21 protein-coding genes are annotated in these 23,373 nt (G+C 60.8%); 17 read left to right on the top strand and 4 right to left on the bottom strand.

What is annotated here, in order from left to right; all coding sequences use genetic code 11:
* Positions 1-53: 53 nt before the first annotated feature.
* Complete coding sequence (locus CUJ91_RS25090; protein WP_006050450.1) at positions 54-1,211, bottom strand: ABC transporter ATP-binding protein; 1,158 nt, start codon at positions 1,209-1,211, stop codon at positions 54-56.
* Positions 1,208-2,230, bottom strand: coding sequence for an ABC transporter ATP-binding protein (locus CUJ91_RS25095; RefSeq protein ID WP_114158055.1), 1,023 nt, complete (start codon positions 2,228-2,230; stop codon positions 1,208-1,210). The genes CUJ91_RS25090 and CUJ91_RS25095 overlap by 4 nt, the downstream gene beginning before the upstream one ends.
* A gap of 127 nt (positions 2,231-2,357) precedes the next feature.
* Between CUJ91_RS25095 and CUJ91_RS25100 the strand changes: the two genes are divergently transcribed.
* Both CUJ91_RS25100 and CUJ91_RS25105 read left to right on the top strand, forming a co-directional pair.
* Positions 2,358-3,224 (top strand): LysR substrate-binding domain-containing protein, encoded by an 867-nt coding sequence (locus tag CUJ91_RS25100; RefSeq protein ID WP_006050452.1) that lies wholly within the window; start codon positions 2,358-2,360, stop codon positions 3,222-3,224.
* Between the two features lie 173 nt (positions 3,225-3,397).
* Complete coding sequence (locus CUJ91_RS25105; protein WP_006050453.1) at positions 3,398-4,570, top strand: TIGR03118 family protein; 1,173 nt, start codon at positions 3,398-3,400, stop codon at positions 4,568-4,570.
* A gap of 256 nt (positions 4,571-4,826) precedes the next feature.
* Here CUJ91_RS25105 and CUJ91_RS25110 read toward each other — a convergent pair whose 3' ends face one another.
* Positions 4,827-5,684 carry a sugar phosphate isomerase/epimerase family protein gene (locus CUJ91_RS25110; RefSeq protein WP_053860493.1) on the bottom strand — a complete coding sequence of 286 codons (858 nt, stop codon included), beginning with the start codon at positions 5,682-5,684 and terminating at the stop codon, positions 4,827-4,829.
* Positions 5,685-5,841: 157 nt separating this feature from the next.
* Here CUJ91_RS25110 and CUJ91_RS25115 point away from each other — a divergent pair, with 157 nt between their 5' ends.
* The 5 genes from CUJ91_RS25115 (at position 5,842) to CUJ91_RS25135 (ending at position 12,193) form a co-directional block, all read left to right on the top strand.
* The gene (locus tag CUJ91_RS25115; protein ID WP_244231092.1) at positions 5,842-7,011 is read left to right on the top strand and encodes a sugar ABC transporter substrate-binding protein; all 1,170 of its coding nucleotides are present in this window, start codon (positions 5,842-5,844) and stop codon (positions 7,009-7,011) included.
* A gap of 88 nt (positions 7,012-7,099) precedes the next feature.
* Positions 7,100-8,221: a Gfo/Idh/MocA family protein gene (locus CUJ91_RS25120; protein ID WP_114157430.1), complete on the top strand. Its 1,122-nt coding sequence runs from the start codon at positions 7,100-7,102 to the stop codon at positions 8,219-8,221.
* A gap of 396 nt (positions 8,222-8,617) precedes the next feature.
* Complete coding sequence (locus CUJ91_RS25125) at positions 8,618-10,201, top strand: sugar ABC transporter ATP-binding protein (RefSeq protein ID WP_114157431.1); 1,584 nt, start codon at positions 8,618-8,620, stop codon at positions 10,199-10,201.
* A complete protein-coding gene (locus tag CUJ91_RS25130; RefSeq protein WP_114157432.1) occupies positions 10,194-11,204 on the top strand; it encodes an ABC transporter permease in 1,011 nt (336 codons plus the stop codon). Before CUJ91_RS25125 ends, CUJ91_RS25130 begins: the two co-directional genes overlap by 8 nt.
* A gap of 14 nt (positions 11,205-11,218) precedes the next feature.
* Positions 11,219-12,193 carry an ABC transporter permease gene (locus CUJ91_RS25135; RefSeq protein WP_114157433.1) on the top strand — a complete coding sequence of 325 codons (975 nt, stop codon included), beginning with the start codon at positions 11,219-11,221 and terminating at the stop codon, positions 12,191-12,193.
* Between the two features lie 11 nt (positions 12,194-12,204).
* On the opposite strand, the gene CUJ91_RS25140 is transcribed toward CUJ91_RS25135, so the two are convergent.
* Positions 12,205-13,128: a LysR family transcriptional regulator gene (locus CUJ91_RS25140; protein ID WP_006050460.1), complete on the bottom strand. Its 924-nt coding sequence runs from the start codon at positions 13,126-13,128 to the stop codon at positions 12,205-12,207.
* Between the two features lie 315 nt (positions 13,129-13,443).
* Between CUJ91_RS25140 and CUJ91_RS25145 the strand changes: the two genes are divergently transcribed.
* The 10 genes from CUJ91_RS25145 to CUJ91_RS25190 all read left to right on the top strand — a co-directional run bounded on the left by CUJ91_RS25145 (position 13,444) and on the right by CUJ91_RS25190 (position 23,347).
* Positions 13,444-14,325: an intradiol ring-cleavage dioxygenase gene (locus CUJ91_RS25145; protein WP_006050461.1), complete on the top strand. Its 882-nt coding sequence runs from the start codon at positions 13,444-13,446 to the stop codon at positions 14,323-14,325.
* On the top strand, positions 14,322-14,672 hold the full coding sequence (locus CUJ91_RS25150) for a Dabb family protein (protein WP_006050462.1): 351 nt from the start codon (positions 14,322-14,324) through the stop codon (positions 14,670-14,672). Before CUJ91_RS25145 ends, CUJ91_RS25150 begins: the two co-directional genes overlap by 4 nt.
* Positions 14,659-15,747 carry a maleylacetate reductase gene (locus tag CUJ91_RS25155; protein ID WP_053860485.1) on the top strand — a complete coding sequence of 363 codons (1,089 nt, stop codon included), beginning with the start codon at positions 14,659-14,661 and terminating at the stop codon, positions 15,745-15,747. Before CUJ91_RS25150 ends, CUJ91_RS25155 begins: the two co-directional genes overlap by 14 nt.
* A gap of 10 nt (positions 15,748-15,757) precedes the next feature.
* Entirely contained in the window at positions 15,758-16,042 is a 285-nt protein-coding gene (locus CUJ91_RS25160; RefSeq protein ID WP_044021871.1) for a YciI family protein, read from the top strand.
* Between the two features lie 92 nt (positions 16,043-16,134).
* Positions 16,135-16,938, top strand: coding sequence for an SDR family NAD(P)-dependent oxidoreductase (locus CUJ91_RS25165; protein ID WP_006051592.1), 804 nt, complete (start codon positions 16,135-16,137; stop codon positions 16,936-16,938).
* Between the two features lie 27 nt (positions 16,939-16,965).
* Positions 16,966-17,202: a hypothetical protein gene (locus tag CUJ91_RS25170; RefSeq protein WP_006051593.1), complete on the top strand. Its 237-nt coding sequence runs from the start codon at positions 16,966-16,968 to the stop codon at positions 17,200-17,202.
* 40 nt (positions 17,203-17,242) lie between these two features.
* Positions 17,243-18,235 carry an inositol 2-dehydrogenase gene (iolG, locus tag CUJ91_RS25175; RefSeq protein ID WP_006051594.1) on the top strand — a complete coding sequence of 331 codons (993 nt, stop codon included), beginning with the start codon at positions 17,243-17,245 and terminating at the stop codon, positions 18,233-18,235.
* A 94-nt stretch (positions 18,236-18,329) separates the two neighbouring features.
* On the top strand, positions 18,330-19,238 hold the full coding sequence (locus CUJ91_RS25180; RefSeq protein ID WP_114157434.1) for a LysR family transcriptional regulator: 909 nt from the start codon (positions 18,330-18,332) through the stop codon (positions 19,236-19,238).
* Between the two features lie 177 nt (positions 19,239-19,415).
* Positions 19,416-20,549, top strand: coding sequence for a substrate-binding domain-containing protein (locus tag CUJ91_RS25185; protein ID WP_114157435.1), 1,134 nt, complete (start codon positions 19,416-19,418; stop codon positions 20,547-20,549).
* A complete protein-coding gene (locus CUJ91_RS25190) occupies positions 20,546-23,347 on the top strand; it encodes an ATP-binding protein (RefSeq protein WP_006051597.1) in 2,802 nt (933 codons plus the stop codon). The genes CUJ91_RS25185 and CUJ91_RS25190 overlap by 4 nt, the downstream gene beginning before the upstream one ends.
* Positions 23,348-23,373: the final 26 nt, after the last annotated feature.

The following is a 23,373-nucleotide window of genomic DNA, read 5'->3' on the forward strand; positions in this document are numbered from 1 at the left end:
GCGGCGCGGCGCGCGTCCCGCTTCTTCGCTCGAATTTCATCGCGGCCACCGGCTCAGTCGCCCGCGGAAGCTAGCGCCGTCTGGCGCTCACGGTAGATCGCGAGCCGCTCGATCAATTTCGGACTGACGCTCGTGGCCAGCGGTGCGCCGCTGCCGGCGTTCTGGATCTCGCGCCAGAAGTGGCATGCGACCTGCCGTCCGTCATCGAGTCGTTCGCTGACTGGCCGCACTTCAGCGCAATGCGGCTTCGCATGCGGACAGCGCGTATGGAAACGGCAACCCGAAGGCGGCGCGGTCGGACTCGGCAGATCGCCGGACAACGCGGGCTTCGCACGCCGCTCGTGCGGGCTGCTCGCCGGAATCGCGCGCAGCAGTGCTTGCGTGTACGGATGCAGCGGCGCGTCGAACAGTGCATCGACATCGGCCAGCTCGACGATCTCGCCGAGATACATCACGGCGACGCGGTCGCTCATATGGCGGATCACCGCAAGGTCGTGCGCAACCATGATCAGCGTGAGGCCGAGGTCCTGCTTGAGCGTCTCCAGAAGATTGATCACCTGCGCTTGCACCGAGACGTCGAGCGCCGACACCGGCTCGTCGCCGACGATCAGCTTCGGCTCACCGGCCAATGCGCGCGCGATGCCGATCCGTTGCCGCTGGCCGCCGGAGAATTCGTGCGGGTAACGGTTCGCGTAGGCCGGCTGCAGGCCGACCGTGCGCAGCAGGTGAGCGACGCGCTCGCGGTGCCCGGCGCTGTCGTGCGCGAGCCCGTGCAGCGCGATCGGCTCGCCGACGATCTTGCCGATCGTCATGCCCGGATTCAGCGACGCGAACGGGTCCTGAAAGATGATCTGCATTTCGCGGCGCAACCGCCGCAGCGGCGCGCCTTGCTCATGCGTGATGTCCTTGCCTTGATAGAAGACGCGGCCGTCCGTCGAATCGATCAGACGAAGCAGCAGGCGGCCCAGCGTGGACTTGCCGCAGCCCGATTCGCCGACGATCGCGAAGGTCTCGCCCGCCTGCACCGCGAACGACACCTCGTTGACTGCATAGACCGTTGGCGTGCGCATGAAGAGCTGCCGCGTACCGCCAAAATGCTTCGTCAGCGAGCGCGCCTCGATGATCGGCGCCGGCGAATGGGAAGCCGGCTGCGAGGCCGGCTGTGGGTGCCGCGTCGGTGCGTGCGGCGTCGGTTTATTGGGCGTCGTCATGCCATTTCCTCACGCAATACCGGCGCGGCGACCTGTTCGACCGGAGCGAGCCAGCACGCAACGCGATGCACGCCGGCGATCACCTTATCAGGCGGCGCGGCGTCAATGCAGCGTTGTTCGGCGAACGGGCAGCGCGGCGCGAAGCGGCAGCCGTGCGGCATCAACTCAGGCGACGGCACCGAACCGCGGATCGTCGCAAGCGCGCCTTCCCGCTTGCCGACCGAAGGAATCGCGCCCATCAGGCCGATCGTGTACGGATGTTGCGGGTCGTCGAACAGATCGGCGACGGTGCCGTATTCGACGATGCGTCCCGCGTACATCACCGCAACGTGGTCGGCAACTTCCGCGACGACGCCGAGGTCGTGCGTGATCAACACCATCGCCGTGCCGGTCTCGGCTTGCAGATTTTTCACGAGCGCCAGCACCTGCGCCTGGATGGTCACGTCGAGCGCGGTCGTCGGCTCGTCGGCGATCAACAGGCGCGGGCGATTCGCGAGCGCCATCGCGATCATCACGCGTTGGCGCATGCCGCCGGAAAGCTGATGCGGGTACGCATCGAGCCGGGTTTCCGGCGCCGGAATCCGCACCAGCCGCAGCATCTCGAGCGCCTCTTCGCGCGCTTGCCGGCGCTCCACATTGCGATGCCGGCGGATACTTTCGCCGATCTGCTCGCCGACCGTGAACGCCGGATTCAGCGACGTCATCGGCTCCTGAAAGATCATCGACAGCCGGTTGCCGCGAATATCGGCCAGTTCGCGCTCGGACAGCGCGAACAGGTCCTTGCCTTCGAAGTGCGCGGTGCCGGCGACGCGTTGCGCAGGCGGACTCGCGAGGAGCCCCATCAGTGCGAGCGACGTGACGCTCTTGCCGCAGCCCGATTCGCCGACGATGCATAGCGTCTCGCCAGTGCCGACCGAGAACGACACGTCATCGACGAGGTTGGGCGCGTCGGCCGCGCGCGAAAACTTCAACGAAAAGCCGCGAACCTCGAGAACCGGTCGGCGGGCGTCATCGGTCACGCTGGGAAACTCCATATCGTGCTGCTAGTCCTGTTCAAGGCTGTCTCGCGGCGATTATGTGGTGCGCTTTACGACAGAAAATATTAATATTTCTTACCCGTACTTAACTTTTTCTTGAGGATGAACGATGCCCACGCTGCGCATGCTGAGGACCTTTCGGGCAGTCGCGCGCACCGGATCATTTGCGGCAGCGGCCGACAGCGTCGCGCTGACCCAGGCGGCGGTCAGCCTGCAGATGCGCGGGCTCGAACAGGCGCTCGGCCGCCAGCTATTCGACCGCAGCGGCCGGCAGATCGCATTGAGCCGCGACGGGCAAGATATCTGGCCGAAGGTCGAGCAGATTTTCGACCTGCTGGCCGAACTGGAGGCGACGCCGGCGGATTCGATGGTCGGGCCGGTGACCATCGGCGCGGTGGTGTCGGTGATCGGCGCGCTCTCGCTGGTCATCGCGCGTTTGAAGGCCGCGCATCCGCAACTGGATGTGCGGCTGCTGTCGTCGCGCTCCGACGAACTGGCGCGGATGGTCGAGGCGGGTGAAGTCGATATCGCGGCGGTCGTCGCGCATGCCGACACCACCCTGCCCGACACGCTGAAGTGGACGACGCTCTACACGGAGCCGCTGATGCTGGTGGTCAGCCGCGAAATCGGCGACAACGATCCGCGGCGGATTCTGCGCAGCTATCCCTTTCTGCGCTTCGACCGGCGCGTGCGCACCGGGCGCGTCGTCGAGCATGCGCTGCAAACAGCCGGCGTGACGGTCAACGAATATCTCGAACTCAATTCGATCGAGACGATCGTCGCGCTGGTGCGCGAAAATGTCGGCGTCGCAGTGCTGCCGCTTCTGCATCGCGGCAACTGGCAAAACGATCCGTTACTGCGCGTGCTGCCGATTTCAGATCCGCCGGTGCTGCGCACAGTCGGCATGATCCAGCGCGCGTCATATGGCCGGCCCGGCATCACGCAGGCGATTATCGATACGCTGCACAGCGACTGAGCGGCCGGAAGCGGCGTGTGCGCTGTTCTGTTCTCTTACTCAATCGATCCGCAGCGGATCGCCAGTTCAGCCATACAAAGCACCCGCAAATAATTTCCCACCACTGGAATAAACCCGTTCGCCTTCCCGTTCATTCAGCGTTGTGATCTTTGGACGGAACAAGGAGTGCGGCCATGAAGTCTCTACTCGCAGCGTTCACCGTCGTAGCGTGCGGCGCGGCTATCGCGACACTCGCGTCGTGCGGCGGCAGTTCCAGCTCGAACAGTTCCGGGCCGCCTTTGCAGTCGTCGTTCACCGCAACGGCGCTCGTCTCGGACGGCGCCGTGTCGGCGGCGCACACGGACCCCAATCTGAAGAATGCCTGGGGCGTGGCCTTCAATCCGAAAGGCTTCGTCTGGGTCGCCGACAACGGAACCAACCTCGCGACACTCTATGACGGCAACGGCGTGCCGCAATCGCTGGTCGTCACGATCCCCGATGGTACGAATGGAACAGCGTCGCCGACCGGCATCGTATTCAACGGCACGCAAAGCTTCAACGTGACGCGAAACGGCAAGACGGGCGTCGCCGCGTTTATCTTCGTGGGAGAAGGCGGCACCGTCACCGCGTGGGCGCCCGCCGTTGGGCCGACGAATGCGTTTGTCATGTACGACGACGGCACCGGCGGCGCCGTGTACAAGGGCCTCGCGCTCGCGCCGAACAACGGCAACAACTTTCTCTACGCCACCGATTTCCATAACAGCAAGATCGACGTCTTCGACACCAATTTTGCCAAAGTCGCCATGCCCGGCGCCTTTGCGGATCCATCCATTCCTGCCGGCTTCGCGCCGTTCGGCATCCAGTTGATCGGATCGAATCTGTTCGTCACCTATGCGAAGCAGGATTCCGACAAACATGACGACGTCGCCGGAGCCGGACTCGGCATGGTCGACGTATTCGACACGGCGGGCAATCTCAAGCAGCACTTTGCAACGGGCGGCGCGCTGAATGCGCCGTGGGGTATTGCGCAAGCGCCGGGCAATTTCGGCTCATTGAGCGGCGCTGTGCTGATCGGCAATTTCGGCGACGGCACGATCAACGCGTTCAACGCATCGAGCGGCCAGTCGATGGGCGCCATCAAGAGTTCGAACGGCAAGGCGATCGTCGAGCCGGGTTTGTGGGGCATCGCGTTCGGCAACGGGCTCGACAATCAGCCTGCCACTACCCTCTTCTTCGCCGCGGGGCCCAATGACGAAGCGGACGGTGTCTATGGAAGAATCGATCTGAATCCGGCATCGACCCCGGGTTCCGCCACGGGAACGAGTACAGGCACGAGTTCGAGCGGCGGCGCCAGCATCGGCATGTAGGTTGTGGGCAGTCGTGCGGCCGCTAAGGTGGGACGAGCGGCCGCGTTGCTTTGAGCACCGCGAGCGCCCGAGAATCGTGCAAAAGGGCCTGTCGGATATCACCCTGCGGACAAAGGAACTGCTGAGCGGGAAGCAGTTCTCTTTTGGGAGAGAAGGTCGCTCATCGTGAACGAGCGACCGGCACGTCGAAATGTCGAAACAAATGGCCGCAAGCATCTGGCGGCGGCCGTTCGCCTACCTGGTTCAGGCGTCGTGCTTAATTCTCGAACTGCCGAATCGTCGCGTTGTACGCACGTGTGGCCATCTCCTCGAGCGGCAGCTTTCGCTCGACTTCCGACAATATTTCCACGCCCCACGGACCGTCAAAGCCCGTCGCCTGGACTGCCTTGATGAAGCCCTGCACGTCGAGTACGCCTTCACCAGGCAGACGGCGTTTGTGGCAGGTGTCCATCCACAGCGGCTCGATTGCGTAACGGTCCGCGTCGTCGAGTTCGATGCCCTTGATAAATTCCGGCTTGATCGTGGCGATTTCCTTGAAGTCGACGTTGCCGCGGCTCAGGTGCCAGATGTCGAGCAGCAGACCCGCGTTCTTCCTGTTCGCGCCTTCGACGATGGCCTTGCCGGTTTCAATCGTGCGTACGTTGCTGAACGGCATGATTTCCAGCATCACTTGCGTACCGCGCTTCTGGGCATCGTCAGCCAGCTTGCCGAATTCATCGACCATCAGCGGGATGTTTGCGGTTTCTTCGCCAATGCCTGGACCGACCTTCACGATGCGCGCACGAAGTTCTTCCGCAGCCTTCAGGTAGTAGTACCGCATGCTGTCCGACGTGCGGCGGCGCTCGCCGGTTTGATACCAGTCGACCAGGAACTCGAACTCGACGTGCTTCATGCCGTTGGCTTCGAGGATTCGGCGCATTTCCGGGAAGCCGATCTTGTCGGCCGTTGCATAGATATCCGAATGAATCAGGCCGATGCCGTCCCAGCCCGCTTTTGCTGCCGCTTCAACGCGATCCTTGAAGCTGAATGGACTGATTTCCGTCGGGCCAAACGGAAAGACGTCGCCCGAAAGGGTGAAGTAAGCAGCAACAAGTTCGACTTTAGATCTGGACATGAAAACCCTCGTTAAGAAAGCAGCGACCGACCCGACGGCCGTCGCCAGAAAACCATGCCCTGAACTATCGCGTAGAAACGGCAGCGGATAAACAACCCTCGAATCGTCTCACCGTAGAGTTTGAATCTACACGCTGGCGTTTTGCGGATTGCTGGGCGTGTCGCGGCCCGCAAAAGCGGCGCGCAGCGTCATTCTTCGAAAGCCGCGTGGCTATCGCCGTCTGCAAGTCGCAATTTTTCCAGTGAGCGGAAATAACTTTTCGTTCTGTCGCATTTTTCTTTCCCATACCAAGCCGTACTGTGCCTTCTCGAGAACATTAAAACCCGGCTCACCTATCTCACGGGCCATCAGGAGACACAGCATGAACATCCGCAAATCCGTTATTTCTTGCCTTGCTGTCAGCGCTATCGCCACCGCTTTCGGCAGTGGCGCCCAAGCCGCCGACCAACCCCGCGTCGCATTGCTTATGCCGACGCAGAGCGTCGAGTACTGGGCGCTCTATGTCAAAGGCTTCGAAAAGGAGGCCGCGGCGCAAGGCATCAAGCTCGACGTGAAGGTCACCAACTACGACCCGAATGAGCAGGCAACCCAGGTCGACCAGACGCTCGCGCAGAAGCCTGATGTCATCGTCCTCGTGCCGGTTGATTCGAGCGCAATGGTCCCGTCGATTCGCAAGATTGACCAGGCAAAGATCCCGCTCGTCATTTCGAACTCGATGCCCGACCAGAAGTACTCCCGGTACTGGAAAGTCTTCACTGGGCCAAACGACATCAGCAACGGCGACGTCGCGGCGAAGACGATGATTCAAGGCTTCAAGGAGAAGGGATACGGCGATAAAGGCAAGGTCATCGTCATTAACGGGCCGATGGGCACGCCTCCGCAGGTCCAGCGCTATCAGGGCTTCGTCGATGGCCTCAAGAAGAATGCGCCGGGCATTGAAGTAGTCGGCTCACAGCCGGCCGACTGGGATGCGGTGAAGGCGGAAGCCGCCGCGTCGGCGCTCTTCACGCAGTTCAAAGACGTGAAAGGCATCTACACGGAGAACGATTCACAACTTCGCGGCGTGGTGACCGCCGCACAACGGCTCGGCCTCGACCCTTCGAAGCTCGTAATTGTCGGACACGGTTGCGACTCCGGCGCGGTGGAAGCTATCTCGGCCGGAAAGGCGTATGCCACGGTCGAGCAATCTCCCTTCGACGATGGCGCTTACGCCGCGAAGGCCGCGAAGCAACTCGCATCCGGCAAAGCCCCGCAAGCCGTGCAGTACTTGCCGAACCCGGCGGCCACCAAAGCCACGTTGAACGTCTGCTATTCCCAGAAAAAGTAAGTCACGCGACGGCTACCCAGTTACCGCGTAGCCAATAGGACGCAACGCGACCCTGCGGGGTCGCTTTCGCTTAAGCACGGAGACACGAATGAGACGAGAGATTGGCGTTGCGGTGATTGGAACTGGCTTTATGGGAAAAGCGCACGCGCTGGCGTACAGAGCGGTGCCGAATGCTTTTCCTGAGTCTTTGATCCCGCGGATGGTGGCCGTCGCCGATGTCAGCGAGGCCGGAGCGAGGCAAGCGGCCGAGCAGTTTGGCTTCGAGCGTGCGACAAATGACTGGCGGTCACTCCTCGAAGACCGCGATATTCAGGTCGTCTCAATCACGACGCCATGCAGCTTGCACCGAGAGATGGCATTGGCAGCGATCGCCGCCGGGAAGCATGTGCATTGCGAGAAGCCTATTGCGCCATGCGCTTCCGATGCTCACGACATGATGAAGGCGGCCGAGTCCGCGAACGTCGTCACGCAAGTCGGCTACAACTACATCAAGAATCCCCTTCTCAAACTGGCGCGGGAGATGATCGCGTCCGGCGAACTGGGCGATATCACGAGCTTTCGCGGCATCCATGCGGAAGACTACATGGCCGACCCTGAGATTCCCTATAGCTGGCGAGTCGACCCTCAAAACGGTGCTGGCGCGCTGGCGGAAATCGGCAACCACATCGTCGGAATGTCGCGCTTCCTTCTTGGTCCTATCACCCATGTGAACGCGCAACTCGAGACCGTCAATAAGTCGCGCCCAGTGTCGCCTGGTTCGCCCGAGCGCCGGAAGGTCAAGGTCGACGACATTGCCAGATTGATGGTGACGTTCGACCGCGGGTGTTTGGGCTCAATCGAAGCAAACTGGACCGCGACTGGCCGCAAGATGCAACTCGAGTTCGAGATTTATGGAACAAAGGGTGCATTGTGCTTTTCACAGGAGCGCTTGAACGAGCTCCGCTATTTCAAGGCCGGCGGCGACGTACGGACATCGGGATTCACTCGAATCGAAGCCGGACCCGCACATCGTCCCTACGAAAACTTCACGATGGCGGGCGGCCACCAATTGGGCTTCAACGATTTGAAAACCATAGAGATGGCGGAATTCATCGCCGCAATCGAACATGGAACGCCCACGTTCCCGGACTTTCGGGAAGCGTGGGAAATCCAACGGATTGTCGACGCCGCTATCCGGTCTTCGGCCGAGGCACGGAGAGTCTCTCTGTAACCGACCGCGTTTCTGTACGACTGCAGCCGGACGCCGATATTTCCGGTGGCTGGAAATATCATTTCGCGGCCACGCATTTTTCTTTCCTCGGCGAACGAATAACCTGTGTTTAACGATAACGAAGCCGCTAAAGCGAGTTTCGGATGGAGACGACATGCATTCCTGCGCACGCAGCGATTCTTTGCCAATTCCTCTCCTCCTGAACTCACAGCAGCGGCATCGCTGATGCGGTCGCGCCCACGGCACACCTGCGCTTCAGCGTCGATGCAAGGCTTCGTTATTCGAAATGTAGGCGTCACGAAGCGTGAGCAATCACGCGTATGAGCAAGGTGACCGTGACGGGCATCGACCCGTAGCAGCGGACGACCGAAGAGTGTCCGCGTATGGAGGAAGACAATGCTGCAAGACGCGAAAACAGGCGGCGAGACGCTCGCCACCCAGAGTCTGCTGTGCGCTCGCAATCTGACCAAACACTATGGTGGCGTGAAGGCGCTCACCGGCGTCAGCCTCGAGCTGGCGCCTGGTGAGATTCACGCGCTATGTGGCGAGAACGGTGCAGGCAAAAGCACGTTTATCAAAATTCTCGGTGGCCTGGTGCAGCCGGACGACGGTGAAATTACCATCGACGGACATCAACTTAAGCTGGGGCATCGCACCGACCCGAGACTCATCTCCATCGTTCACCAGGAGCTGGCTATCGTCCCGACGCTGTCGGTGCTCGATAACATTCTTCTCGGTGGCGCGAACCAGAGCGCAATCTACCGTCGCAGCCAATACCGGGACTCTGTCCGTGAGCATCTGGATTCGGTCGGACTGTCGCATATCAAGCTCGACGCGCCTGCGTCGCGACTGAGCCTCGCCGAATGCCAACTCGTCGAAATCGCCCGGGGCATGTCGCGTCAAGCGAAGGTCCTGCTGCTGGACGAACCTACCGCGACCTTGTCGGATGCGGAGATTGTTCGGGTCTTCGATGTCGCGCGCAAACTGCGTGACCAGGGGACCGCGATGATTTTCGTCAGTCATCGACTGGACGAAGTGTTTGCGCTCACAGACCGGGTAACGGTCTTCCGCAATGGACAGCATGTGCTCACGCAGCGCACCGCGGATATGACGACCGCAGAGGTGGTCAAGGCAATGATTGGTCGCGAGCTGGTGCACAGCAAGGTCATGCCGCCGGAGAATCGCGCCAATGTGGCGCCGCGTCTTTCGATTTCCAACCTGACGGTCGCGGACAAGGTCAAGCAACTGTCAGTCGACGTCGCGCCGGGTGAAATCCTCGCCGTGGTCGGCCAGTTGGGTTCGGGAGCGGAAGTCCTCGTTGAAGCGCTTGCCGGCCTGCGCGGTGATATTTCCAGTGCGGTGAAAGTGGACGGCCAAACCGTCAAGCTCGACAGCATTCGCAACTCGCTGCGAGCGGGAATCGCGTACGTGGCAGAAGACCGCGCTGACAAGGGCGTTTTCCTGGATGCGCCAATTGCCATCAATATCACTGCGTCCGTTATGGCGAAGTTCACCCGAGCGGGAATCATGCGACGCGCCGGTGAACAGGAAGAGGCACGACGCCTGGCCTCGATGTTCACCATCGACCCGAGGCGTCTTCCGCACGAAGTGTCGACGCTTAGCGGCGGCAACCAGCAGAAGGTCTCTCTCGCGAAGGCAGTAGCACTAGCTCCACGTCTGTTGCTTCTGAACGAGCCTACCCGGGGCGTCGATATTGGCGCCCGCAGCGAAATTTACGCCACGCTGCGCAAGATGGCGGACGAAGGCCTGGCGATCGTCTTCTATTCGACTGACCTCGAAGAAATCCTGGAGCTCGCGGATACGGTTCTCACTGTCTTCAGAGGCCGGATGGTCCGTCATAAGCCGCGGTTCGAGATAAACGGCGACACGCTCCTGCACGACATCGTGGCAGGCGACGGCGATGCATCTCATGGCCATGTCTCTTTCCGGAACCAGACTGCGGAGGTGGGTAATGCGTAAGACAGCTCTTGAGCCTACCGCGCAGGTATCGACGACTGCGCTACGACGCTGGGCCGCAGCATTGTTCGGCACGACGAGTATTCACGCTGCGTCGATTCGCATCGCTACCCTTGTACTTATCGTAGTGGCCGCGGCTATCGTTCCGCACTTCACCGAGTTCGGAAACATGCAGTCTCTGATGTACTCGGTGGCCGCAGTCGGCATTGGCGCTATCGGGATGGCGCTAGTGACCCTCAGCGGAAATCTCTTCATGCTTTCGATGGGCGCAACAGCGGCCGTCTCCACTGTGATGTTCGCTGCGCTCATTCATCTGGGTCTCGGCGCAGCGCTGCTGCTTGTCGTGTTGAGCGGCCTTTTGATGGGGGCTCTCCAGGGTGGAATCATCGCATTGGGCAGGGCGAATCCCATCATCACCACGATTGCCACGTCGTCAATCATCATTGGCGCTGGCGTTATCTACACCGGCGGGCTTACCGTCATCGGAAAAGGCGACGCGACCTGGCTCGGTCAAGGACGCTTGTTTGGCTGGCTGCCGAATCAGATCCTGGTGCTGGCTATGTTCGCCGCCATCGCAAGCTTCATTCTGCAAAAGTCCCGCATCGGGCGGGAAATCCGACTGATTGGTATGCGCGCCGAAGTTGCGCGCATTGCAGGACTTCGGTTGATGACGGCAACGCTCGTTTGCTATGGATTCGCGGGCGCCGCAGCGGCGCTTGCCGGCTCGTTGATTGCATCGTCGTCGGCGCAAGGCAACCTGACTTACGGCATTGACCTGGACTTCAACGCAATTGCTGCCGTGCTCGTCGGCGGAATTTCGATTCGAGGCGGACGCGGACAAATCTCCGACGCGGTAACAGGCGCCATTTTCCTCGCCGTTATCAGCAACATCCTTCTGGTCAGCGGTGTGAGTTACGAGTACCAGTTGGTAGCGAAGGGCATCGTCGTTCTCGCGGCAGTCGTGTTCGGAGCGTTGCTTGCCCGGCTCGGTCCGGGACGGAAATAACAGGAGATGTGAAAATGGAACAGTCTCAACGACTTCTCAATCTGGCCATTCGCCTCGTATTGCTCGTGGGAATGCCTGTTGTCTTCGGCCTCTGCGTCGACCACTATTTTTCGCAGGCGAACCTCTACGCAATCTTCCAGGCGTTTGCATTCCTCGGCATCATCGCACTCGGTCTTTCGGTCACGATGATTGCGGGTGAGTTCGACCTGAGCGTCGCTGCACTCTCGACAGTTGCCGGCCTCATCACGGTGAAGTTCGGTGGCGATAGTGCGATGCTCGGCATGCTGTACGCCATCATCTTTGGTGTGGTGGTCGGTATCGCTAACGCGGCGCTGCTGCCGTGGCTCGGTGTCTCTTCGCTGGTGACGACAGTCGGCTCCATGATGTTCCTTACCGGCATCGGTTACTGGATTGCGGGCGGCCGCGTGCTGAGCTACGCCAACCTCGATGTCAGCGACTTCCTTGACCAGAACATTGCTGCAATCTTTTCCCCGCGTAGCCTCATTACGATCGCCTGCTTCGTCGTCGTATCGCTGTTCTTGCGTTACACCACCCTCGGGCGCGACATCTACGCATCGGGTGGGCATCGGAAGGCGGCAATTCAGAGTGGCGCGCGTGTGGGTAAGGCACTGACGGTCGGCTTCGTTATCTCCGGCGGACTGTCGGCACTCGGCGGCGGCCTTCTCTCGCTGAGCCTCGCGACTGCGTCCGCAACGATGGGAAGCAATATCCTGCTTCAGGCGGCTTCAGCGGCGATTGTTGGCGGTGTCGCGTTGGGTGGAGGTATCGGTTCGCCGCTCGGCGTGGCAATGGGTGTTCTGATTCTTACTGTGCTGAACAATGGGCTCGGCCTGTTGAGCGCTACGTCTACGCAGATTCTTCTCGTCAACGGCCTTTTGCTTCTGATTGTGGTTCTGCTCGATGGGCGCCTGGGTGCAGTCCTCGCGTCGCCGCTCGAGCGATTTATTGCATTTCGCCGAGTGCATTGAAGGCCGGTATTTCAGGTCGCAAACGTCATCCAACGTTCTTCGAGATTCAGGCTTCTGACGCGCTCCATGAGGAAGTCCGTGAAAACTCTGATTTTCGCGGGCTGGTAACGTCGGCTTTGATAAGCGAGGTTGATGGTCAGACGCGGCAATTGCCAATCGTCGAGCACTGGCACGAGACGGCCAGACACGATGTCGTCGTGAATGATGTAAAGCGGTTGGACAACAATCCCTAGCCCTGCCCGCCCGGCCGCGACGATGACCTGGCCTTCGTTGGAGTCGAGCGCGCTTGCAATGGCGATGTTGCGTTCTTCCGTGCCCCGACGCAGATGAAGCAGATAGGGGTCAACGGCAAGGTTATAGACGAGCATGTTGTGCTGCGCGAGATCCTCGGGATTCTGGGGACGACCGTGCGCGGAGAGGTACGCCGGCGACGCCGCCAGCACTCGCCTGGTCTCAGCAAGGCGTCGTATGGTGATGCCGGAGTCTCCCTCGTGCTCCCTGGTGCGAATGGCGATGTCTATCCCGGCTTCGATGAAGTTCTGGTACTGATTCGCCGCGACTATCTGAACCGACAGGTTGGGATAGCGCGTGAGGAACTCCGGTAGCGCGGGTGCAATATGCATCATTGCGAATGAGACGGAACTGGTCACGCGCAGTACGCCCCGCGGGCTCACTGCTTCTTCGGAAGCGATCGAGTCGGCTTCGGACAGCTCGGAAATAACCGCAGTGCAGCGACGATGATATTCACGGCCGGCATCGGTGAGCCACATGCGGCGGGTCGTCCGCTCTATCAACCGTGCGCCGAGGCGCTCTTCCAGCGAGCTCAGCGTTCGACTGGCCGCAGCGTTCGACATGTCGAGCTGCTCGGCCGCCTTCGACAGGCTGCCCAGATCGGCAGTGAGCACAAACAACTGCAATTGCGTCCAGCGGTCCATCGCCTGCCCTCTTCCCATTCAGGTGAAACATTCAGGTGAAAAAATCGGAAGGGATTCTTCCACCCCTTCCGGGCCCAATATGCCGTAGACGGGAGCATTGATAAACCGACTCAAGGTATCCGATTTGTAGAATCGACTTCTACAATGAAAGAGCGTTGACGGGCGCGCTTGCAGGTCCGCCGCAAGCTGCAATGCGCGCTTAGCCGATTCTTCCGGGACAAGGAAATGTCATTTCACTTCGAGGCATTTTATTTACGCGGATGACCCATTACCTTTCGTTTAAGACGCCTTGAGCGCACAACGGAGACACGCACGATGCGCAACATCAACGAAGACACCATCACTCAGGCCGTTATCGCCTCGCTCGCGGAGTGCAAGGACGCGAGACTCAGGACCGTCATGACGAGCCTGGTTCAACATCTCCACGCTTTCGCCCGCGACGTTCATCTCACCGAGGACGAGTGGTTTAAAGCAATCAGGTTTCTGACAGAAGTAGGTCATATCACCGACGACAAGCGGCAGGAATTCATTCTGCTGTCGGACACGCTTGGCCTTTCAATGCTGGTCATGTCGCAGAACAATCGCAAACCATCGAATTGCACGGAAGCAACCGTGTTCGGGCCGTTCTACGTAGAGGGAGCGCCTCTCTACAACAACGGCGACGACATTTCGAATGGTGCGAAAGGTGCGCCTTGTTATGTGAAGGGGCAGGTTCGCGGCGCCGGAGGGGAAAGCATCGCGAACGCCCAGATTGACGTTTGGCAGTCGGACGAAGACGGTTTCTACGATGTCCAGAACCTCGACGAGGCGGGCAACGCCACCCATCGCGGTCGCGGCCGACTGAACGCAGATGCTGAAGGGTATTTCAATTTCCGCTCGATTCTTGCCGAGGCATATCCCATCCCGCACGACGGGCCCGTTGGTCGCATGCTAGCCGCTGTCGGTCGTCATCCGTGGCGACCAGCGCACCTGCACTTCATGATTGAAGCGCCTGGCTACGAGACGCTCATTACGCATGTGTTTCGTGATGGCGACCAGTATCTCGACTCGGACGTCGTGTTCGGCGTGCGCTCATCGCTGATTGCCGATTGGAAGCGTCATGAGCCAGGTGTAGCGCCGGACGGCCGCGAAATGACGGTGCCGTGGTACTCGCTTGAATACGACTTCGTGCTCAACCCGTCGGAGGCACACGCATGATTCGGCATATCGTCATGTGGCGTGTCAAAGGCGACTCGCCTGCAGAGCGGCTAGCTGCGTCCAACCTCGTTAAGACCAGTTTCGAAGGCTTGCGCGGCTGTATCCCCGGCATGCGGCACCTCGAAGTCGGACTTGACTCCAGCCAGGTCGATTACGCGTGCGACGCCGTTCTCATCACCGAGTTCGACTCGCAGGAAGCGTTGGAAGCCTATGCGTCTCACCCCGAACATCTGCGCGTTCGTCACGAACTCGGCGACCTTCGCACTGCACGGTTCCAGGTTGATTACCAGTTGGAAGCGGGGTTGAGTTTCGAGAGTACAGCGGAGTTATCCAATGCAAAAGCGTGAGTTCGTTTATCAGGCGCGTGCCGGTCGAGTTGTCTTTGGCCCAGGCAGTTTGCAGCACCTCGAGCGCGAAGTACTTCAACTGGGTTCGGAGCGAGCACTCATTCTGTGCAGCCCGGAGCAAAAAGAGACCGGTGAAGCCATCGCTGCGCGCCTGGGCGCGCGAGCCGCCGCTGTGTTCGACCGCGCGGTCATGCACGTGCCGCTCGAGTTGGCCAAGGAAGCTCGCGCACTGGCAAGAGAGCTGAACGCCGATTGCGCCATTGCCGTTGGAGGCGGCTCGACGATAGGTTTAGGCAAGGCAATCGCGCTCGAATCGGACTTGCCGATTCTCGCCGTGCCGACGACTTATGCAGGCAGCGAAATGACGCCTATCTATGGCATCACCGATGCGGGCCTGAAGAAGACAGGAACGGACCTGCGCGTGTTGCCTAAGACAGTGATCTACGATGCGGACCTGACGATGTCGCTTCCTGTCGCGCTATCGGTCACGAGCGGCATCAACGCAATTGCCCATGCCGCTGAAGCGCTCTACTCGCGCGACGAGAACCCCGTGACGAGTTTGATGGCGGAAGAAGGCATCGCTGCTCTGGCGCGTGCTTTACCGCTTATCGTGGCCAACTCGCACAACGTGGAAGCTCGCGCTGAAGCACAGTACGGTGCCTGGCTCTGCGGAACGGTGCTGGGCAGCGTGGGCATGGCGCTTCATCACAAGTTGTGTCATACGCTCGGCGGAAGTTTCAACCTGCCGCACGCTCAGACACACACCATCGTTCTCCCACATGCGCTTGCGTATAACCGGCAAGCCGCTCCAAACGCGATGCAACGGATAGCCCGCGCTCTAGGTTCGCAAGACGCGGCATTGGGTGTCTATGAGCTCGCTAAACGCTGCGGTGCGCCGCTTGCGTTGAAAGACATCGGGATGTCCGCCGAAGATGTGTCGAAGGCCGCCGACATAGCCAGCTCGAACCCCTACTGGAATCCGCGTGAAATCGAGCGGGACGCTCTGCTTGCGCTTCTGCAGGATGCCTTCGATGGCGTCGCACCGCGCGGCGCAACAACAACTCAATCAGAGTAAGGAGACGAAAATGAACTTCACTGTCTACTGTCTTGATCATCCGAATATGGTCGAGCGCCGCCTTGAGAACTATGACGCGCACAAGGCCCATTTACAGACAGCACCTGTAAAGACACTCATCTCCGGCCCGCTGACGAAAGCTGACGGCCAGACGATGATTGGCAGCTTCTTTCTCTATGAAGCCGATGACATCGAAGAAATTCAAAAATTCATAGAAGCCGACCCGTTCAACAAAGCCGGAATTTGGGCCACGGTCGATATCAGGCCTTTCATCAAGCGGGTCGACAACCGGTAAGTCCGTCGTATCACGGCGCTGTTTGAAAGCGAATGGAAATGGCATCGAGTTCCTGAACGCTCGCAAACTACAGAACATTGAATGGAGACATCATGCAGACAGGCCTGGAAGGGAGAATCGTGCTCATCACGGGCGGAGCCCAAGGTATCGGACGCTCGACCGCTTTGGGTTTCGCACGCGAAGGCGCACGTCTTTGCATCATCGACATCGACGCGCATGCGCTGAAGGAGATCGAGTCGGAATTGCGCGCGCTCGGCACCAATGTCACGACTGCGCAGGCAGATTTATCCACGGCCGATGGCGTGAAAAGCGGCATCGACGCGGCCCTTAAGCCGCACAACGGGCAGGTGGACATTCTCGTGAACAACGTCGGCGCGGGGAAGGTCCGCACGTTCGAAGAACTTTCGGACGAGGAATGGGACTTCACGATGAGCCTTAATTTCATGAGCTATGTCCGGACGTGTCGATACCTGCTGCCGGTACTGCGCGCTCGCGAGAACTCGGTGATTATCAACAACGCGTCGGACCTCGCCCGCCAGCCCGAACCTGTTCCGATTGATTACTCCGCATCCAAGGCGGCGGTACTCGCTCTGACAAAAGGTCTCGCGCGGGCCGAAGCTCCCAGAATTCGCGTGAACGCAGTCGCGCCGGGTCCTGTCTGGACGCCGTTCTGGACAAAAGACGGCGGATTCGCCGACACGATGGGCAAGTTTCATGGCATGGCTCCGAAAGACGCGGTCGAGCACGAGCTGTCTCTGCGCCAGCTGCCGTTAAAGCGGCTGGGCCAGCCGGACGAAGTGGCCAACGTGATTGTTTTCATGGCTTCCGACCTCGCGTCGTTCGTCACTTCTGCGGTCTGGGGTGTCGATGGCGGCAGTATCCGCAGCCTGATTTGAAGGCCGCATTGTTCTGGAGACCCGCGTATGTCTGCTTATGACCAAGTGGTTGCAGCGAAGGTATCGCAGAGAGAACGCGCTTTTCTTGTCGAGGCGCTGGAGTTGTTGATGCGTGAGCGCTCAAACGCGCTTCGCATCGCGACGGATGTAGCAAAAGCGCGTGGAGACCGAGTGCCGGAAGTCCAGGAGTTTGGTCTTGACGACATCCTGCGGCTTAGCCGACAGATCGCTGTATCGGCGCTTACCGAAATCAAGAGTGAATAGCCGGGGCGCTTCACGCGCCGACGAAATATAGGAGACTCAGATGTTGCGTATCGCTGTTCTCGGTGCCGGACGCATCGGAAAAATTCACGCGGCCAATGTTGCCGCAGACCGTCGAGTGAAGCTCGTCGTTGTGGCCGACCCGAACAAGCAAGCGGTCGAGGCGCTCGCCGCAGAACTCGGTTGCGACTCGTCTGTGGATTGCAAGTCCGTAGTCGATCGGGAAGATGTCGACGCCATCATCGTCGGCACACCGACAGATACACATATCGACCTGACGCTGCAAGCCGTCCGGCTCAGCAAGCCGGTACTCTGCGAAAAGCCCATCGACCTAAACATAGACCGGGCGCTCGCCGCCGTCGAAGAAATCGAGCGTCTTAACGGGCGCGTGATGCTTGCCTTCAATCGACGCTTCGACCCGGATGCAATGCGGCTCAAGCAGGCTATCGACGAAGGCGAAGTCGGCGATGTTCGCCAGGTCGTCATCACGAGTCGCGATCCCGGCCTCGCGCCGCGAGAGTATCTGCGGCACTCGGGCGGAATCTTCCGTGACATGACGATTCACGATTTCGACACTGCTCGCTGGCTGCTCGGCGAAGAACCGGTCGAAGTGATGGCAATGGGGAACCGCCTGGTCGACCCGGGTCTGGAAGAGCTTCCGGACTACGACAGTGTGATGGTGCTGCTGCGGACGGCGTCGGGCAAGCAGTGTCACATCAACGGTTCACGCCAAGCCGTGTATGGCTTCGACCAACGGGTCGAAGTCTTTGGTTCAAAGGGAATGGTTTTGAATGAAAACCACAGGCCGTCGAGCCTGCGCCGGTGGACGAGCGACAGGACCGAAGCGCGTGAGCCGCTGCTCAATTTCTTTCTTGAGCGGCACGCCGATTCATACAAGGTCGAACTGGACCGCTTCCTGACGGCGCTCGAAAACAATGCACCGATGCCTGCAACGCCTCGGGACGGTATTCGCGCGCTGCGCATTGCGAACTGCGCCCTTGAGGCGGCCAACACAGGCTGCGCGGTCAAAATTTAATCGGGACCGTTGGCCGTTGACTTCCGCGTTGCTGGTTGACAGTGCTCGCGTTCGTGCCCTATAGGTGGAATCAAACTCGTCAACGGGGCATGACATGGCGCAGGTCGACACATTCAGCGGGATATTGATATTCGTCACCGCAGCGAAGTCGCGCAGCTTCACCGACGCAGCCGAAGAACTCGGGCTGACCAAGTCGGCCGTCGGTAAAGCAATCGCAAAGCTGGAAGACCGGCTCGGCGCGCAGCTATTCCATCGCACGACGAGAAGCATCTCGCTCACGGCCGACGGCGATGCCTATTTTGCGGCATGCGCTTCTGCACTCGTTGAAATCAGCACAGCGGAAACGGCACTTGGCCCGGGCAACCAGCGGCCAGTCGGTCGCTTGCGGATTGACATGCCCGCAGCTTTCGGCCGACGCATTCTCGTTCCAATTCTGCTGGACATTGGTCGAAAGCATCCTGACCTGCAGTTCACGATGACCTTCTCGGACCATCTCATTGACCCGATCGAGGAAGGCGTTGACCTTGTGATTCGATTCGGCGAACTCGAAAGCTCGAGTGGTCTCGTTGCGCGTCGTCTGACCAGCCAACGGATGGTGATTGCGGCATCGCCTGACTATCTTGCGCAGCGCGGCACTCCGAGCGCGCTTGAAGATCTGAAGAATCACTCATGCATTGTCGGCCATCGCCGTGGTCAGCCGCTTTCATGGCGCGTGAATGTCGATGGCGAGGTCTCCCGGATTTCCCCGCCGGCAACCCATCAAATCAGCGACGGCGACTCGATCGTCGAGGCCGCGCTCGCGGGCCTGGGACTTTGCCAGATGCCAATGTCTCTGCTGCGACCTCATCTGGAGTCGGGCAAGTTGATATCAGTTCTCGAAGACATTTCGAGTGAGTTCATCGACGTGCACGCCGTCTGGCCGAAGGTGGCTCACCTACGGCCGAAAGTCCGCCATGTGGTCGACACTTTTGTCGAGCTGGCCGAACAGGGCAAACTGGATTGAACCTGCCGGTTTGTTAATCGTTTTCGCTGCGAAATCACCCTTTGCAAGCGCCAGCCGCACGATAGAAGACGCGGTCATCGCGGTGTACTATCGTATCCGCAGGGCAGATGCGGTGCGGCGTCTGGGCACGTGTTCAACAGCGGTTGATCGACCGCGATGAAGCCCTTGGGGAACAGCATGAGGCGCTTGCTGGTGGCATTGGAGTGCGTGTGTGCGCTGTCGGTTGCCGCAGCGCAAGGTATGCCGCTCGTGCCAGCGCCGGGGACCACTGTCGCGGCCAGGGACTATCTGGCCGCAGCGGAGCGCGTCGTCGATGCGGCGGCGCAACCCGCCGCACCCTGGAACGGGCCGCGGAGCGGTCCGCGCGCCCAAGCCGGCAGACGCGTCGCCATCGTTGCCGAGGATTTGCGCAACGGCGGCATCATTGGCGTGGTCGACGGTGTGCTCGAGGCGGCCAAGGTCATCGGCTGGAACGTAAGAATATTCGACTCGGGCGGCACGCCCGACCTGCGGCTGAAGATGCTTGCGAACGCGCTGGCAAGTGGACCGGACGGTCTCATCATCGTCGGCAGCGACGCACGCGCCCTGCTGTCCGGCCTGCAGCCGTTTGCCGAACGCGACATTCCTATCGTCGGCTGGCATGTCGCCGCCCAGGCCGGACCGGTGCCGGGCACGCCCGTGGCGATGAACGTGGCGACCGATCCACTCGAGGTCGCGCGCGTGACTGCGCTCGCGGCCATCGTGCAGTCCGGCGGGCAAGCGCAAGTCGTCATCTTCACCGACTCCAATTTCCGGATTGCGCGAAGCAAGGCAGACGAAATGGCCGCGGTTGTGCGTGCGTGCAGCGGCTGTACCCTGCTTGAAGTGCGCGACGTGGCGATCTCGCGCAGCCAGGACCTGATGCCGCGCACGACACGCGCGTTGCTCGCACGTTTTGGCGAGCGCTGGACGTATGCGCTGGCCGTCAACGACATCTACTTCGACTACGCCGCGCCCGTACTGACGCAGGCCGGGATTCCAACCACCGCGATGGCCATGCTGTCGGCCGGCGACGGCAGCGAGTCCGCCTTCCTGCGGATCCGGACGGGCAGCTTCCAGACCGGCACCGTTGCCGAACCGCTGAATCTGCATGGCTGGCAGTTGGTAGACGAAATGAACCGGCTGTTCGCCGGTGCAGGCGTGACGGGTTACGTCTTCCCCGTGCACCTCGTGACGGCGAACAATGTCGCCGCGGACGGCGGCGATCGTCTGATCTACGACCCGGCCAACGGTTATCGTGACGTCTATCGCCGCATCTGGCAACGCCCGTGAAAGCTCCTCTGCCCCGCTCGCTCACCGCGCAATTCACCTTCGTGGTTTCCTGCCTCGCGGCGCTCGTCGTCGCGGTCGGCGCCACGACCCTGTACTCATTGGCCGGCTCTGCCCACGCAATTCGTCAGTTGGCCGAAGAGCGGCTGGCTCGCCAGGAGGATGCACAAGACCTGGCGCAGCAAACCCTGATCATCGAGCGCCTCGCGCTACAGCTCTCGCGTGACGATACCGTCGACGCGGTGCGCGAGACGCATCGGCGGGTGCTTGAACAACTGGTGTCGTTCGATCGTGCGGTCGACCGCCTCGCCTCCGCGACCACGAGCGACAACCTGGGCGTCGACGCGCTGACGCTGCATCGGTCGAGCCAGCGTTTTCGCAACACGGTCAATATCGAGGCCCAGTTGCGCGAGACCGCGCTCGGCGCCGACACGATGTCGCAGGCCGTGCCTCGGCCTGGCGCGTCATTGGCCAGCCTCGACGACGATCTTCGCCGCCAGGCCGACGCCTTGGCGGCCGCAGCCCGCGATCAGTCTGACTATTTCACGCGAGATTATCGGAAAGCCGTTCAAGGCCTCGCCGACGACGTAAACCGCACCCGCATGTGGGTAGCCGGCGAGGTGGCGGTGAGCCTGCTGCTTACCTGGCTGATCGCCCATGCATTCCTCGGTCGTCACGTCGTGGCGCGGCTGCGCCGGGTCAGCCACTTCCTGCGTCACGGTGATGTCGGCGGCGTCCAGGTAGGCGTTCCCGTTCACGGCGGCGACGAGATTGCCGACATGGCGCGCGCCGTCGAGCAGTTCCTGAAGGATCGGCGCCAGCGTCGGCAGGCCGAGGATGCGCTCAAGGAACTCAACGCCGGACTTGAGGCGCGCGTTGCGGAGCGCACGGCTGAACTCAGTGCTGCGCTCGCGGGTCAGACCGCGGAGATCGTCGAACGACAGCGTGCCGAGCAGGTTGCGCGAGCGAGCGAACACTTCCTGGACAGCATTGTCGAGAACATCCCCGACACGATTTTCGTAAAGGATGCGGCGACGCTGCGCTTCGTGCGCATCAACAAGGCGGGCGAGCAATTGCTCGGCTACGGGCGCGAGCAGATCATCGGGAAGTCCGTGCATGACATGTTTCCGGCGCAAGAGGCGGAATTTTTCGCGCTGAAGGATCGTGACGTGCTGAAGTCGCATCAGATGGTCGACGTGCCCGAGGAGCCGGTCGAAACCATTCACGGGCAGCGTCTGCTGCACACGATGAAGATCCCCATCGTCGACGAGCGCGGCGAGCCGCAGTTTCTGCTCGGCATCTCGCGCGACATAACCGGGCAACGGCGAGCCGAAGAGGAATTGCGGCGCTATCGCGAACACCTCGAGGACATGATCCGCGAGCGAACGGCCGAACTGGCCGTCGCCAAGGAGCGCGCCGATGCGGCCAATCAGGCCAAGGGCGCCTTTCTCGCGCACATGAGCCATGAGCTGCGTACGCCGTTGAACGGAATTCTGGGCTACGCGCAGATACTGAAGTGCGACAAGAACCTGGACCGACGCCACGTCGATGGAATCACGGTGATCCAGCGCAGCGGCGAACATCTGCTTGCGATCATCAACGACATTCTGGACATGGCGAAGATGGAGGCCGGAAAGGCGGAGCTCACTTTGTCCGACGTTCCGCTCGAGGGGTTTATCTACTTCATCGCCGAGACGATTCGGGTTAAGGCAATGGAAAAGGGCTTGGCCTTCGCGTGCGAGCTGGCGCCCAATCTTCCTGCGGCTGTGCGAGTCGATGAAAAACGGCTGCGCCAGGTGCTGCTCAATCTCCTCTCGAACGCAATCAAATTCACGGAGACGGGCAGCGTGCGCCTGCGCGTCGGGTGGATGCCGCCCGCGCGGTTGTCTTTCGAAGTGCGGGACACGGGCATTGGTATACACGAAGCGCGTCTGGGGGCAATCTTCCGGCCGTTCGAGCAGGTAAGCGATGCCCGGCACCAGATAGGGGGCACCGGGCTGGGCCTCACTATCAGCCGGCAGCTCTTGCGCCTGATGGGCGGTGAGATCCGCGTCGACAGCCGCCACGGCGCGGGCAGCGCGTTTTCCTTCGAGTTGAACGTGCAGGTAGTGGCGCATCAGTCAGTTGCCATTCCGCCCGAGCAGGCGGTCAGCGGTTACAAGGGACCGCGCAAGCTGATTCTCGTCGTGGATGACGTGGCGGTAAACCGTGCTGTGGCGATCGATATGCTCGGTCAGCTCGGATTCGATGCGGTCGGGGCCATCAACGGATTCGATGCATTGGAAAAAGCGCAAGCGCTGCAGCCGGCGCTGATCCTGATGGATGTGGTCATGCCAGAGATGGACGGACTTGAAGCGACGCGGCAGCTTCGCTCGATTTCCGAGTTCGCCGATCGGCCCATCATTGCCGTATCCGCCGGCGCCTCGGGGAGCGACGCCGCGAAAAGTCTGGCGGCCGGTGCAAACGCGTTTCTGCCAAAGCCAATCGACTTCAGCGCGCTGCTGTCGCAGATCCAGATGCTTCTTTCGATCGAGTGGATCTACGAAGTTCCGCGGACGCAAGCCGCCGCTCCGTCGATGGAAAGCTTCATCATGCCGCCGCCTGGGGAACTCGAGGCGCTGCACCACCTGGCGCGACTCGGCGACATGCGTGCCATCGCGCAATACGCCACGCAGGTTGCCGGGCTTGACGAGCGATATCGTCCGTTCGCCGATCATCTTTGCCAGTTGGCGAAGGACTACCAGTCGAAGGCAATCCTAAGTTTCGTCGACCGATGTCTGGAAAGGAGGAGCGTGCCGTGATTGTGGGCAGATCACCGCCGCGCCCC

The organism is Paraburkholderia graminis, assembly GCF_003330785.1.
GTDB lineage: Bacteria > Pseudomonadota > Gammaproteobacteria > Burkholderiales > Burkholderiaceae > Paraburkholderia > Paraburkholderia graminis.

Bases quoted from the DNA above. Each gene is read 5' to 3' on its own strand.
- iolG (WP_006051594.1), top strand. From the start codon at position 17,243: ATGTTGCGTATCGCTGTTCTCGGTGCCGGACGCATCGGAAAAATTCAC.
- CUJ91_RS25160 (WP_044021871.1), top strand. From the start codon at position 15,758: ATGAACTTCACTGTCTACTGTCTTGATCATCCGAATATGGTCGAGCGC.
- CUJ91_RS25125 (WP_114157431.1), top strand. From the start codon at position 8,618: ATGCTGCAAGACGCGAAAACAGGCGGCGAGACGCTCGCCACCCAGAGT.
- CUJ91_RS25165 (WP_006051592.1), top strand. From the start codon at position 16,135: ATGCAGACAGGCCTGGAAGGGAGAATCGTGCTCATCACGGGCGGAGCC.
- CUJ91_RS25100 (WP_006050452.1), top strand. From the start codon at position 2,358: ATGCCCACGCTGCGCATGCTGAGGACCTTTCGGGCAGTCGCGCGCACC.
- CUJ91_RS25155 (WP_053860485.1), top strand. From the start codon at position 14,659: ATGCAAAAGCGTGAGTTCGTTTATCAGGCGCGTGCCGGTCGAGTTGTC.
- CUJ91_RS25180 (WP_114157434.1), top strand. From the start codon at position 18,330: ATGGCGCAGGTCGACACATTCAGCGGGATATTGATATTCGTCACCGCA.
- CUJ91_RS25170 (WP_006051593.1), top strand. From the start codon at position 16,966: ATGTCTGCTTATGACCAAGTGGTTGCAGCGAAGGTATCGCAGAGAGAA.
- CUJ91_RS25145 (WP_006050461.1), top strand. From the start codon at position 13,444: ATGCGCAACATCAACGAAGACACCATCACTCAGGCCGTTATCGCCTCG.
- CUJ91_RS25120 (WP_114157430.1), top strand. From the start codon at position 7,100: ATGAGACGAGAGATTGGCGTTGCGGTGATTGGAACTGGCTTTATGGGA.
- CUJ91_RS25130 (WP_114157432.1), top strand. From the start codon at position 10,194: ATGCGTAAGACAGCTCTTGAGCCTACCGCGCAGGTATCGACGACTGCG.
- CUJ91_RS25150 (WP_006050462.1), top strand. From the start codon at position 14,322: ATGATTCGGCATATCGTCATGTGGCGTGTCAAAGGCGACTCGCCTGCA.
- CUJ91_RS25090 (WP_006050450.1), bottom strand. From the start codon at position 1,211: ATGACGACGCCCAATAAACCGACGCCGCACGCACCGACGCGGCACCCA.
- CUJ91_RS25135 (WP_114157433.1), top strand. From the start codon at position 11,219: ATGGAACAGTCTCAACGACTTCTCAATCTGGCCATTCGCCTCGTATTG.
- CUJ91_RS25105 (WP_006050453.1), top strand. From the start codon at position 3,398: ATGAAGTCTCTACTCGCAGCGTTCACCGTCGTAGCGTGCGGCGCGGCT.
- CUJ91_RS25140 (WP_006050460.1), bottom strand. From the start codon at position 13,128: ATGGACCGCTGGACGCAATTGCAGTTGTTTGTGCTCACTGCCGATCTG.
- CUJ91_RS25185 (WP_114157435.1), top strand. From the start codon at position 19,416: ATGAGGCGCTTGCTGGTGGCATTGGAGTGCGTGTGTGCGCTGTCGGTT.
- CUJ91_RS25110 (WP_053860493.1), bottom strand. From the start codon at position 5,684: ATGTCCAGATCTAAAGTCGAACTTGTTGCTGCTTACTTCACCCTTTCG.